Origin of the sequence: Pseudomonas sp. NFACC04-2 (genome assembly GCF_900119265.1) — a bacterium.
Classification (GTDB): domain Bacteria; phylum Pseudomonadota; class Gammaproteobacteria; order Pseudomonadales; family Pseudomonadaceae; genus Aquipseudomonas; species Aquipseudomonas fluorescens_AA.
In genome coordinates this window covers 329,063-343,212 of the sequence record NZ_FPJC01000001.1, presented here as the reverse complement: position 1 = coordinate 343,212, position 14,150 = coordinate 329,063, and the positions used below count along the sequence as shown (strand labels likewise).

General features: G+C 66.3%; 2 protein-coding genes. Both read right to left on the bottom strand.

The genetic code is table 11. The features are described from left to right. Positions 1-75: 75 nt before the first annotated feature. Positions 76-10,926: a non-ribosomal peptide synthetase gene (locus BT125_RS01415; protein WP_072404643.1), complete on the bottom strand. Its 10,851-nt coding sequence runs from the start codon at positions 10,924-10,926 to the stop codon at positions 76-78. 58 nt (positions 10,927-10,984) lie between these two features. After that, positions 10,985-14,047, bottom strand: a complete 3,063-nt coding sequence (locus tag BT125_RS01410; protein ID WP_072404957.1) for a non-ribosomal peptide synthetase — start codon at positions 14,045-14,047, stop codon at positions 10,985-10,987. Positions 14,048-14,150: the final 103 nt, after the last annotated feature.

Here is a 14,150-nt window from a genome sequence, read left to right as displayed (position 1 = left end):
GTCTTGAAAACTCGAGTGAGCGTCGATCAAGGCGCCGCGCCGGTCCGCAGACCTGTGCGGGCGCCGCGTCGCTCGCTAGCTTTGGGAATCGGGTTTGGTCTTGAGTTTGCCCAGCAACTTGTCCAGGGATTTCTGGTTCAGCGCCTTGGCCAGCGGGAAGTCCGCTGGCATCAGCGAACCGGCCTGTGGGTCAAGGCAGTGTTCGACCAGTGCCTGTAAACGTTCCAGCAGGCGGGCGGGCAAACGACTGTCGGCATTCGGTGTGACGCTGTGCCACTCGACACGCAACACGCCGTCCTCCAGCCAGGCCACCACTTCACGGGCATGGGTCACTCGGTTCACCGGGGCTACGTCCGTCGGCGGGGTCAGGCTGCTGGCGCGCAACCAGCCCGCTGGTGTTTGCTCATGCCCCAGGTAGTTGAACAGCACATCGCCGTGGCTGGCCGGCAATTCGCCGCGCTGGCGCAGCAAGCCGTAGCCCAGACCCAGGCCGGGTACGTCACGCAAGGCTTGCTTGGCGTTGCGCACCTGATCGCCCGCGGCGCCGCTGGCACTCACGCGCAGTGGGTAGAGGGTGGTGAACCAGCCGACGGTGCGGCCGACGTCCAGCCCGGCAAACGGAGCGTCACGCCCGTGGCGCTCCAGATCCACGACGATGTCGCTGCGCTGTTCGGCCTCGGCCAGGGTCGCGGCGAGGGCGGCGATCAGCAGTTCCTCCGGTTGTGTGCGGTAAGCCGCGTGGGACTCGGTCAACCATTGGTGCGTGCGGCTGGCATCCCAGCGGGCCGACAGGGTCTGGCGTTCGGCGACCGTGGCCATGGGCGGCGGGTTCGCAGAGCTCTGGGCACTCCAGTAGCGCTGCTCGGCGGCAGCCTTCACGGTATGGGCTTGCAGGTGCTCGGCCCATTGACGATAAGAGGTGGTTTTCGCCGGCAACGTCGGCTGCTCGCCACGTTCCAGGGCGGGATACAGCTGTTGGAAATCTTCCAGCAGCGGCGTCCAGGACACCGCATCGACCACCAGGTGATGGGCCACCAGGTACAGGCGCTGCGGTGTGCCTTCCAGTAGGGCCGCGGCAAACAGCGGGCCGTGTTGCAGGTCCAGGCTTTGCGCGACTTGCAGCAATTGCTCCGGGTGCTCGCAGCAGGTCAACTGAGCCGGTGCCACTGGCGCGATGTGTGCCTTCCATTGGCCATCGACATGGGTGAAACGCAGGCGCAGGGCGTCATGGTGGGCCACCAGCCGATCCAGCGTGGCTTGGACGATGGCCGGTTCCAGGCGACGGTCGCTGTCGGCCAGCACCGATTGGTTCCAGTGCGCGGCCTGGACCTGTTGCTGGTCGAAGAACCACTGGTGCAACGGCATCAGCGGCATCGGCCCGGTCACGTCGCCTTGTTCGGCCTGGGTCAGCAGCGCTGTGGTCACGTGGGCCAGGGCCGCCGGGGTCGGCGAGCGGAACAGGTCCCGTGGCGTGAGCGAATAGCCCTGCTCACGCAAGCGCGAGATCAGTTTCAGGCCGAGAATCGAGTCACCGCCCAGGGCGAAGAAACTGTCCGAGGTGCCGACTTCGCGGCCGCCAGTCAAGGTTTCGCCGAGCAGTTCGCCGAACAACTGGCAGAGCAGGCGTTCCAGGTCGTTGCGCGGTGCCGCGTAGTCCTTCTGGGTGTTTGGCAAGGGCAGGGCGGCCAGGGCCTTGCGATCGATCTTGCCGTTGGTGCTCAGGGGCAGCGCCGGGATGTGCACCCAAACCGCCGGCACCATGTAGGCCGGCAGCTCGGCCGCGAGCAGGGTCTCGAGGTCCGACTGCGCGGTGCTACTGCTGTAGAACGCCACCAGGCGGTTGTCGATGACCAGGGTGCAGGCGCCGGTGATGGCCGGCAGGTTCAGCAGGGCTGAGTCGATTTCCCCCAGCTCGATGCGCTGGCCACGCAACTTCACCTGATGATCGAGACGCCCCAGGTACTCGATGTTGCCATCGGCCAGGAAGCGGCAACGGTCGCCAGTGCGGTACAGGCGGTCACCGGCCACGAACGGGCTGGCGAGGAAGCGTTCTTCGGTCAGGTCCGGGCGTTTCAAATAGCCACGGGCCACGCCGAGGCCGCCGATGTACAGCTCGCCGATGCTGCCAATCGGCAGCGGCTGCATGGCTTCGTCGAGGATGTACAAGCGCAGGTTGGCGATGGGCTTGCCAATCGGCACGATTGTATCGTGCGCCGAGCAACGCCAGACCGAGACGTCGATGGCCGCTTCGGTCGGGCCGTACAGGTTGACCAGCGCCGCCGGGTGCTGGCCCATGAAGCGCCGCACCAGGTCCACCGGCAAGGCTTCGCCACTGGCGAACACCTGGCGCAAGCTGTGGCAGTCGACCAGGCTCGGTTCCTCGACAAAGGCCCGCAGCATCGACGGCACGAAGTGCAGGGTCGTGACCCGTTCCTGCTGGATCAACTGGCTGAGGTAGGCCGGGTCGCGATGACCGTCCGGACGGGCGACCACCAGGGTCGCGCCGGTGATCAGCGGCCAGAAGAACTCCCACACCGACACGTCGAAGCTGTACGGGGTTTTCTGCAGCACACGGTCGTTCGGGCCAATCGGGAAGGCGTCCTGCATCCAGTGCAGGCGGTTCATCAAGGCACCGTGTTCGTTCATCACGCCCTTGGGTTGGCCGGTGGAGCCGGAGGTGTAGAGCACGTAGGCCAGGTCGTTGGCCTGGACGCTGATCGGCTCTCCAACTTCGGCGGTCGGCAACGCATCCAGCGTCCAGGCGGCATGTCCTGCGGGCAGGCGTGACAGCCATTGCGCCTGGGTCAAGGTGACCTTGGCATCGGCGTCTGCGATCAGGAAGGCCAGGCGCGAGGCCGGCAATTCCGGATCCAGCGGCAGCCACGCGGCGCCGGCATGGACGATGCCGAGCAAGGCCACGACCATTTCCACCGAGCGCTCCATGCACACCGGCACGATGTTGTCGCTGCCCACGCCGGCGGCGCGCAGGGCCCGGGCGACGGTTTGCGCCCGTTGGTCCAGTTCGGCATAGCTCAGGCGCTGGCCTTCGAACACCAGCGCCGGGGCGTTGGGGCTCAGGGCGGCTTGTTGGCTCAGGGCGGTATGCAGGTCGGTCGGGCCGTTGTAATGACGCTCGGTGGCGTTCCACTCGATCAGTTGGCGATGACGCTCGGCCGCTGGCAGCGGTGTCCAATCCCCGAGGCGGGTTTGTGGCGCGTCGAGCATGGTCTCCAGCAGGTGTTGCCATTGTTCCAGCCAACGCCGGGCCGTGGTTTCGCTGAACAGCGCGGCGCGGTATTCCAGCAACACCGACAGCACTTCGCCGTCGTGCACTTCCCAATTCAGGTCGTACTTGGTGGCCTGGGCGGTCACCGCGCGTTCGCTGACCTGCAACTGCGGCCATGGCTGGCTCGACGTGTCGGCGTTCTGCATGGCGAACAGCACTTGGAACAGCGGGGTCTGGCCGAGGCTGCGCGAAGGCTTCAAGTGTTCCACGACCTGGTCGAACGGCACGTCCTGATGCTGTTGGGCATCCAGCACACGGTCGCGCACCTGGTTGAGCAAACCTTCGAAATCCAGGGCCGGATCCAGGTCGGCGCGCATGACCACGGTGTTGACGAAGCAGCCGATCAGCGGTTGCAGCTCGGCGAATGGACGTTGGGCCACCGGGCTGCCGACCCGCACGTCGCGCTGGTTGGCGTAGCGCCCCAAGAGCAACTGCGCGGCACCGAGCATGAGCATGTACAGGGTGGCACCGCGTTGCCGGGCGAACTGCCGCAGGCGTTCCACCAGGGCGGGCGGCAATTGCAGTTGCACCGCACCGGCCGCCGGGGCGAGCTGGTTTGGACGGCCCTGTTCGGTCGGCAGGTCGAGCAGGTAGTCGCCGTCCTCCAGTTGGTTGCGCCAGTATTCCAGCTGGCTGCTGAACGCGTTCTGTTGGCCGGGCTCGCGCTGCCAGAGGGCGTAATCGGGATATTGCAGCGCCAGCGCCGGCAGTGTCGCCGGGATGCCTTGGCACTGGGCGGTGTAGCACTGTCGCAGTTCCTCCAGCAGGTTCTGGCTGGAGGCATCATCGGTGGCGCAGTGGTGCACGCTGAGCAACAGCAGCGACGGGTCGCCGCCACTGCGTTGCAGCAACGTAGCCCGGACCGGCACTTCGGCGGCGAGGTCGAAACGGTGGCCGGTTTCCGCATGGATCGCCGCGTCGGTCAGTCGCTGCCATTGCTCGTCGCTGGTCGCTTGCAGTGCCGTCACCTGTACGGTGAGATCGACCTTCGGCTCGATGATCAGCGCCAACTCGCCGTCGGTATCGCGCACGATGCGGCTGCGCAGGATCTCGTGGCGTTGGACCACACTGTTCAGGGCCGTTTGCAGGGCCTGGACATTGAGTTCGCCGTCCAGTTGCACGGCGCTGACCACGTTGTATTCGCCTCCGCCGGCGCTCAGTTGCTCTAGGAACCACAAGCGTTGTTGTTCGAACGACAGCGGCAGGCGTGCCGGTCGCGGCGCCGCAACGAAGGTCGCCGCCGGGGCTTGCAGGGGATCGCCCAGCAGCGCGGCCAAGGCGTCGAGGGTCGGGTGTTCGAACACCGCCCGCAGCGGCGGCACAGTGGCGAACAGTTGGCGCAGGCGGGCGAACAGGGCCGCCGCCAGCAGCGAGTGGCCGCCTAAGTAGAAGAAGTGGCTGTCACGGCCGATCTGCGTCGACGGCACGTTCAGCAACTCGGCCCACAGGGCGGCCAGTTGCTGCTCGGCGGCGCTGCGCGGCGGGTCCAGGGCGTCTGGCGCGGCTTGGATGTCCGGGGCCGGCAAGGCCTTGCGGTTGAGTTTGCCGTTGTCGGTCAGCGGCAGCTCATCGAGCAGCACGAACGCCGAGGGCACCATGTAGTCGGGCAGGGCGGCGCCAATGGTTTTGCGCCAGGCATGGATGTCGGCCTGCTGGTCGCACGTCACGTAGGCCACCAGGCGCTTGTCGCCGGGCACGTCTTCGCGGGCCAGGACCACGGCCTGGCGCACGCCCGGCTGAGCACCGATCAAGGTTTCGATTTCCCCCAGCTCGACACGGAAGCCACGGATCTTCACCTGATGATCCATGCGTCCCAGGTATTCGAGCTGACCGTCGGGCAACCAGCGCACCAGATCGCCGGACTTGTACATCCGTGCGCCTGGCAGGGACGAGAACGGGTCTTCGATGAACACCTTCGCGGTCTGTTCGGCACGGTTGAGGTAGCCCAGGGTCACGCCGGCACCGCCGATGTGCAGTTCCCCCGGGACGCCCACCGGCATCGGGTTGAGGAAGGCATCGAGCACATAGGTGCGCACGTTGGCGATGGGCCGGCCGATGATCGGCCGCTGCGGGAAGTCATCCACCGCGCAACCGGTGGCATCCACGGTGCACTCGGTCGGGCCGTAGGTGTTGAAGAAGCGGCTGCCGGTAATCGATGGCAGGCGTTGCCACAGTTGCGCGTCCACCGCATCGCCACCGAACAGCACGAAGCGCGGCAGGTACACCTCGCCAAGGCGAACGCCGTCGCTTTCGAGCAGGGCCTTGAGCTGTGCCGGGGTGCACTCGAAGGCGTCCAGGCGAGTATCGCGGAAGAAACCGGCCAGGGCCTCGGGGTCGTAGCGCACATCTTCCGGGGTCAGGTACAGGCTATGGCCGTCGAGCAACAGGATCAGCTCGGCCACTGAACTGTCGAAGGCGAACGAGTAGTTGAAGCTGGTGCGCATCGGCTGGTCGGTGTAGCGGCGATACAAGCCATGGATGCGCGCCCAGGCCAGGTTGACCACCGAACCGTTGGTCACCAGGGTGCCCTTGGGCTTACCGGTCGAACCGGAGGTGTACATGATGTAGGCCAGGTCTTGCGGCCCGGCGAGCGGGGCCGGGTTGCTGTCCGGCTGGTTGGCGAACAGCGCCGCGTCGTTGTCCAGGCGCAAGCGTGGCAGTTCGGCGCCCAGTTGTTCCAACAGGCCCTGCTGGCCTATGAACAGTGCCGGTTGCGCGTCTTCGAGCATGTACGCCAAGCGATCCACCGGGTAGGTCGGGTCCAGCGGCACATAGGCGCCACCGGACTTGAGAATGCCCAGCAGGCCGACCAGCAGTTCCAGCGAACGCTCGACACACAGCGCCACTGGGCGGTTGGCGCCGACACCCTGGCTGCGCAGGTAATGCGCCACCTGGTTGGCCCGACGGTTCAGTTCGCCATAGCTCAGGCTGCGGCCTTCGAAACACAGGGCGTCACGCTCCGGGGTGCGCTCGGCCTGTTGTTCGAACAACTGGGCGAAGGTCAGGTGCGTCGGCACCTCCATCTCGGTACGGTTCCACTCGACCACGGTGCGTTGCCACTCCGCGTCCATCAGCAGCGGCAAGGCGGCGACCGGGCGCTGGGGCTCGGCGAGCATGTGTTCGAGCAGGTGTTCCAGGCGGGCGAGGGTCTGGCGGGCGCTGTCGGCGACGAAGAGGTCGAGGGCGAACATCAGCTCCAGCTGGATCGGCGCGTTGGCCGGGCACAGCACATGCAAGTCCAGGTCGCATTCGGAGTGCCGCAGCGGGGTGTCCAGCGCTTCGAACTCCAACCCGGGGAAGCGCAACCGCGACTCCATGGCCAGTTGCTGGGCGACCATGACCTGGTACAGCGGCGCATGGCTGAGGCTGCGTGGCAGTTGCAGACTGTCCACCAATTGCTCGAACGGCAAGTCCTGGTGCAGCAGACCATCGCGCAGGCGCTCGGCCACTTGCTTGACCAGGGTGCTGAAGCCGGCTTGCGGCTCGAAGTCGGCGCGGATCGCCAGGTTGTTCAACAGAATGCCCAGCAGGCCTTCGGTGCCCGGTTGTTCACGGTGGGTGACCGGGGTGCCGACCAGCACCGTGGCATCGCCGCTCAAGCGGTGCATCAGTACGGCGAAGCCGGCGAACAGAACGGTGAACGGTGTGGTGCCGAGACGACTGGCAAAGGCTTGTACCCGGCCGCTGAGGTCGGCGCTGAGTTCACGCTGCACGATCCCGGCACGGTAGCTTTGTACCGAAGGCCGTGGATGGTCGGTGGGCAAGGCCAGCAGCGGGCTGGCGTCGCTGTCGCGACGGTCCAGGGTGGTGGTCCAGTAGTCGAGTTGGCGCTTGAGTTCGGCGCCTTGCAGGTGTTCGCGTTGCCAGAGGGCGAAGTCGGCGTACTGCAGCGGCAGGGCCGGCAGGTCGGCGGGAGTGCCGTTGCAACGGGCTTCATAACCCAGGGCCAGCTCGCGCAGGGCGATGGTGGCCGACCAGGCGTCCGAGACCAGGTGATGCAGGGCGATGCCGAGCACGTGCTCGTCCGGCGCCAGGCGCAGCAAGCGCGCACGCAGCAGCGGTGGGCGGGTCAGGTCGAACGGCTGCTCGAAGGTGTCTTGCAGGGCATTGAACTGTGCGCCGGCGCGTGCGGTGGCGGTCAGCCCCGACAAGTCTTCGAAGGGCAACGCGATGTCCAGCGCTGGGCTGATGCGCTGGCACGGCACGCCGTCGGTGCTGTGGATGCCGGTGCGCAGGATTTCGTGGCGCACCAGCAGGTCGTTCAGGCTGGCGTGCAGCGCCTCGACATTGAGTTCACCCTTGAGGTGCAGGGCGAACGGGATGTTGAACAGGGTGGTGCCCGGCGTCAGTTGCTCGATGAACCACAGGCGCTGTTGCGAGAACGACAGTGGCAGCAGCGTTGGGCGTGGTTGGGCCTTGGGCACGCTGAGCGCGCTGGCTTGCGGTGCGGCGGCCTCGGCCTGGCGGGCGGCGATGGCCACGGCCAGCAAGGCCACGGTGGGGTGTTCGAACAGGACCCGCAATGGCAGGTCCAGTTTGAACTGGGTGCGCAGGCGGGCCACGATCTGGGTCGCCAGCAGCGAGTGCCCGCCAAGGGTGAAGAAGTTGTCTTCCACGCCGACCGTGTCGCGGCCCAGGACTTCGGCCCAGATCGACGCCACGGTGGTTTCCAGGGCGTTGCGCGGGGCGATGCTTTCCTCGGCGTCGGCCTGCCAGTCCAGCTCGCGGGCGGCGAGGGCCTTGCGGTCGACCTTGCCGTTGTTGTTCAGGGGCAGTTTGTCCAGGCCGACGAAGGCCGCCGGGACCATGTACGGCGGCAGTTGCGCCCGCAGGTGTTCGCCCAGGCCATCGCTGCCCTGGGTCTCGTCATGGGCCGACCAGTACGCCACCAACCAGGCTTCGCCGACGGTGTTTTCCCGCAGCAGGACGGCGGCTTCGCGTACGTTCGGGTGCTGGGCGAGACGGTGTTCGATTTCCGTCAGTTCGATCCGGTGCCCGCGCAGTTTCACCTGCTGGTCGCGACGGCCGAGGTATTCGATCACCCCGTCCGCACGCCAGCGTCCCAGGTCACCGGTGCGGTACAGGCGACCTTCGAGTTGAGGGTGCTCGATAAAGGCTTCAGCGGTGCGCTGCGGGTCGTGCAGGTAGCCGCGGCCGACGCCGACGCCACCGACACAGATTTCCCCGGCGACGCCAACCGGCACCGGGCGCAGGGCTTCGTCCAGCACGTACAGACGGTTGTTGGCGGTCGGCTGGCCGATGGGCATGTGGCTGACCTCGGCCCCCGGAGCCGCGAAGATCGGCTGGAAGGCCACGTCGTCGGCACATTCGGCCGGTCCGTAGGCGTTCATCAGCGCGATGTCGGGGAACCGTGCGAACCAGTCCCGGGCCACGGTCGGCGGCAGGGCTTCACCGGTGGGCAATACCCAGCGCAGGTCCGGCAGTTGCAAATCGCACGGGCACAACGCGAGCACGGTGCGCATCAGGCTCGGGACGATTTCCAACACGTTCAGGCGCTCGCTGGCGAGCACCTGCAGCAGGCGTTGCGGGTCGTGGGCGACTTCATCGGGAAGAATGTGCACGGTGGCACCGAGCACCGGCGCGGCGAGGAACTGCCACACCGAAATGTCGAACGCCACCGAAGCGGTCTGGGGAATGCGGTCGGCGGCGTTGAGACCCAGCGCCGGCACCTTGCCGAAGATGTTGTTGAGCATGCCGCGCTGTTCGATCATCACGCCCTTTGGCGTGCCGGTCGAACCCGAGGTGAACAGCACGTAGGCCAGGCTGTCGGGGCGGGCGAGCACTGGCAATGGTGCGTCGTTGCCCGATCTCCAGCAGGCTTCGGCGAACAGCGCCGCGGGCGCCCGATCGAGGCCGCTGAGCAGTGGGTCGAGCAGACCGCTGCAGGCTTCGCTGGCGATCAGCAGCGGCGCGCGGGACAGCCCGAGGATTTCCCGCAGGCGCTCGGGCGGGTGATTGACCTCCAGGGGCAGCATCGCCGCGCCAGCCTTGAACACGGCCAGCATCATGGTCAACAGCGCCAGGCCACGGGGGGCCACCAGCGCGACCAGTTGGTCTTCATCGGCACCGGCCTCGCGCAGGGCGTGGGCCAGGCGCGTGGAACGCAGGTCCAGCTCGGCGTAGGTCAGCGACTCACCGGCGCAGGTCGCGGCGACCTGATCACCGCGCTGGGCGACCTGGGCGGCAAACAGCTCGGCGTAGCTTTGATCCAGCGCAAAGTCGTGGGGGTTCAGCGCCCATTCGCCCAGCAACTGTTGACGTTCGTCGGCGGCCAGCAGTTCGAAGCTGGCCAACGGCGCGTCGGGGGCGACGAGCATGCTGCGCACCAGGCTGGCGGTGTGGCCCAGCAGGCGCTGTACGGTGGCGGCCTCGAAACGTTCGCGGTCGTAGGACACGCGGATGCCCAGTTGTTCGCCCGGCAGGATCACCACGGTCAAGCCGTAATGGGTGTGCACGCTGTGGTCCATGCCTTCGAGGCTGAACTGGAAACCGCCTTCGAGGATCTGTTCGTCGATGGGCGCGTTTTCGAACACCAGGATGCTGTCGAACAGGGTTTCGCCACGGGGGAAATCGCTCCACCCCTGGATATCGGTCAACGGCGTGTGCTCGAAGTCGCGCATGTCGACGTTGAGTTTCTGCAGGTCGCCCAGCCAACTGCCGAGGGAGGCGTTCGGGTCCACCGAAACCCGCAGCGGCAAGGTGTTGATGAACAGGCCGATCATTTCCGCGACGCCGGTCAGGTCGGCCGGACGCCCGGCCACGGTGACGCCAAAGACGACGTCCTGCTGCCCGCTGTAGCGCGACAGCAGCAACGACCAGACCCCCTGGAAAAATGTGTTCGGGGTGATCCGGCGACTGCGGCAGAACGCCGCCAGTGCCTGGGTTTCCTGCGCGTCCAGGTGAATCAGTTGGTCGTCCACCAGCACCGCATCGGTGTAGCGGTCGCGGCTCACGCCGTTGTCCACGGTCAGGGGCGTTGGGGCGTTGAGGCCTTGCAACTGGCCGCGCCAGAATTGCTCGGCCTTGCTCGCATCCTGGCGTTGCAGCCACTGGATGTAATCGCGAAACGGTCGAGGGCTTTTCAGTTCCGGCGTGCGATCGTTGCACAGCGCTTCGTAGACTTTGAGGAAGTCCACGGTCACCAGGGAGATGCACCAGGCGTCCATCAGGATGTGGTGGAAGCTGCGAATGAACTCGTAGGACTCGTCGGCCAGACGCACCAGCCGGAAGCGAATCAGCGGTGGCTTGGACAGGTTGAAGCCGACCTTCTGCTCGTCTTCCAGCAACGTGCGGATCCGCGCCTCCTGCTCATGGGGAGCGAGCCCGCGCAGGTCGAGGGTGTCCAGCGGCACCTTGACCTGGCGATGGATCACCTGCACCGGTTGCTTCTGGCTTTTCCACTGGAAACTGGCGCGCAGGGAAGGGTGCAGTGCCACCACCTGGCGCCACGATTCGAGGAACGCCCCTTCATCGATGGCCCCGCCGATGCGGTAGCGATCCTGCATCAGGTACACCCCGGAGTCTTCGTGCAGCAGGGAGTGGAACAGCATCCCTTGTTGCAACGGCGACAGCGGGTAAATGTCTTCGATCGGGTTGCCAGTGGTTTTTTCGGTGGTCATTGAAAACGTCCTGCGTAAAAAGGGGCAACGGTGATGGCGGAGCGACGGGAAGAACCGTTCACAGGTCGGCCTCGTCCAGTTCGGCCATCAGCGCTTGCATTTCGTCATCGGACAGGCCCGAGGCGCTGAACTCGGTGCTGTCGGCTTGCGGCTCGGCGGCGCTCGGATCCAGCGGTTGCGCGACCTCGGCCATGGCCGCGATGGTCTGGCGTTCGAAGACTTGCTTGGCCGACAGCGCGATGCCTTGCTCGTGGGCCTGGGCCACCACTTGCAGGCTCAGGATCGAGTCGCCGCCGATGGCGAAGAAGTTGTCGGTGACACTCACCGTCGAGAGTTTCAAGACCTTGGCGACGATCGCTTGCAAGGTGGTTTCCATGGCGTTGCGCGGCGCCACGTGGGCGTTTTCGTCGAACTGGTCCGGGTCGGGCAACTGGCGGGTGTCGAGCTTGCCGTTGGGCGTGCGCGGAAAGCTCGCCAGGGTCAGCACCAGGGCCGGCACCATGTACGACGGCAGGCGCTCACCGAGGAAGCGCTTGATCGCCTCCGAATCCGGCGCGTAGCCGTGGGCGGCCACGATGTAGGCGAGCAGGCGTTTACCAGCGGCATGTTCCTGGACGATCACCGCGGCTTCGCGCACGTCGCTGTGGCTGCACAACTGGCGTTCGATTTCGCCCAGTTCGATGCGGTAGCCGCGGACTTTGACCTGATGGTCCTTGCGCCCCAGGAACGCCAGGCGCCCGTCGGCCAACCAGCAGGCCAGGTCACCCGTACGGTAGGCGCGAGTACCATCGGCCAGGGTGACAAAGGCCTTGGCGGTTTCTTCGGGTTTGTTGCGATAGCCGCGGGCCAGGGTCGGGCCGGCCAGGACGATCTCGCCCGGTTCGCCAATGCCGCAAGCGCTGTCGAACTCGTTCAGCAAGCGCAGGTCCATGCCGGCGATGGGGCGGCCGATGCTGACGTTCCGGCTGGGCTCCAACACTTCATAGGTGGCCCAGACTGTCGCTTCAGTGGGGCCGTATTCGTTTACCAACCGGGCGTGTGGCAGGGTCTTGCTGTGTTGCGCGATCAGCGACGGCGGGCAAGCCTCACCGGCGACGATCCAGCAGGCGAGGTGGGCGGCTGCGTCGTTGCGCTGCAATTGATCGAGCAGGGCCTGGTACAGCGATGGCAGCGACAGGCCGTGGCTGACCTGGTGCTGGGCAATCAGTTGCGCCAGGCGAGCCATCTCCAGCTCTTCACCCGGAGCGGGCAACACCAGGCGTCCGCCTTGGGCCAGGGTCCAGAAAATCCCGGCGACCGAACTGTCGAAGGCAAACGAGGACAGCAGCAGGTAGGCGCGCACGGGCGTTTCATAGGCGGCCATGCGCACTTGGGTCGAGAAGCTCAGCGCGCCGTGGCTGATTTCCACGGCTTTCGGCGCACCGGTGGAGCCGGAGGTGTAGATCAAGTAGGCGAGGTCGTTCGCGTTCGGCAACGGCAGCGCCGGCCAATCGCCGAGGTCCGGCGTTGCCAGGTCATCCAGCACGAAGCGTTGCAGGTGGGCCGGCACGCTATCGGCCAGTTCGGCGCTGACCACGATGTGGGCAATGGCGCTGTCGGCGAGCATGTAGGCGCGGCGGTCGGCCGGGTAGGACGGGTCGACTGGCACGTAGGCGCCACCGGCTTTCAAGACGGCGAGCATGGCGACAATGGCCGCGTTGCTGCGGGCGAACAGGATACCGACGGGCACCCCGGGACCAATGCCGGCGGCGACCAACCGATGGGCCAGTTGCGTGGCGCAGGCGTCGAGGCGGCTGTAGCTGAGGTCGCCGTCCTGGTCGCTGAGGGCGATGGCGTTCGGCTGCTGGCGAACCTGACGGGCAATCAATTCCACCAATGTCACGGGTTCGATGGACGGCACGCTCGTACTGGCGCCAATCAGTTGGAATTGCAGCGCGCCACTCAGGGGCAATCGGGCCCAGGGCCGTTGCGGGTCGGCCAGGGCACCTTGCAGCAGCTGCAGCCATTGCTCGGCGAGGCAACCCACGGCTTCGGCGCTGAGGGCATGGCGGTCGTAGACCAGCTGCGCGTGCAGGCCGTCGGGCAACTGGCGGACATTCAGGCATGCCTTCAGCGGATTCATCACCGCGCTGGCATGACGCTCCCGGGCATCGCCCGAGCGCCAGGCAAAGGCGTATCCGGCGTCAAGGGTGCCGGTGTAATAGTCCTGCCAGCCGACCGCGCGCTCCAGGGTGGCGGCCACTTGTGTGCTTTGCTCCAGCAGAGTCGCCTGGGCATCCAGTTCGATGCTCACGGGCAGGCACTGCTCGAACAGACCCAGGGTGTTCTCCAGTTCCGCGCCACGACTTTCATGGATCAGGGTGAGCGGCACCTGTTGCTGGCCGGCCAGTCGTCCCAATACCGCTGCCCATGCCGCCAGCAGCACGTCCGGGGTCAGGGCCGGGTGGCGGGCGAGGTCGGCCGGCAGCGCCAGGTCCAATCGGGTCGGCGCAAACCCACCTTCGAGGATCGATTCGAGGGGCAGTTGCAGGGTGGCCTGTTCGGTTTCGCCCGAGGGTTTCCAGAAGCTCACGCCCGGATGGTCCGGCGCGTCTTCAACCAAGCTCCAGCGCCATTCGGCGTAGTCGGCGTACTGCAAGGTGTCGGACAGGTCCGTGGCGCTGTCTTGCAGCAGTGCACTGGCCAGCCATTTCAGGCTGGCGAGGTCGAAGTGGCTGCTGGCCGCCGCCAGGTCCAGAATCGTCTGTTCAGCGGACAGGCGCACCAGGGTCACGCACAGGGGAGACGTCCAGTCGCGGGGCTGGTCGGCGAGTTGGGCCAGCGCGGCGTCCTGATCGGCGCGGTCGTGTTGGCGCAGGTCCTGTAGGTTCACCGCCAGCGGAGCGGTTTCATCGATCACTTGCACCGGGTGGCGCAGGCCGGGCACGGGCATCAGGCGCGTGCGCAGGATTTCACTGCCGGCCACCAGCGCCTGCAGGCGCTCGTTCAGGACATCGACATCCAGTGGATACGACAGCGACCATTGCAAATGGCAGCTGAACGGGTGCGCCGCCGCGCCGTTGATGTGGGTGTAAACCGATGCCTGCTGCGGCGAAATACGAAAACCTTGAAGTCCGCTCATGTTCATCTCGACTGGAAAAGGGCTTGAGCCTGGATCACCGCTCAGACGCTGGGGCTTGCTGGACACGGGTCAGGCAAGCCTCCTGCGAACGGCGGGTGGACCC

Bases quoted from the DNA above. Each gene is read 5' to 3' on its own strand.
- BT125_RS01415 (WP_072404643.1), bottom strand. From the start codon at position 10,926: ATGACCACCGAAAAAACCACTGGCAACCCGATCGAAGACATTTACCCG.
- BT125_RS01410 (WP_072404957.1), bottom strand. From the start codon at position 14,047: ATGAGCGGACTTCAAGGTTTTCGTATTTCGCCGCAGCAGGCATCGGTT.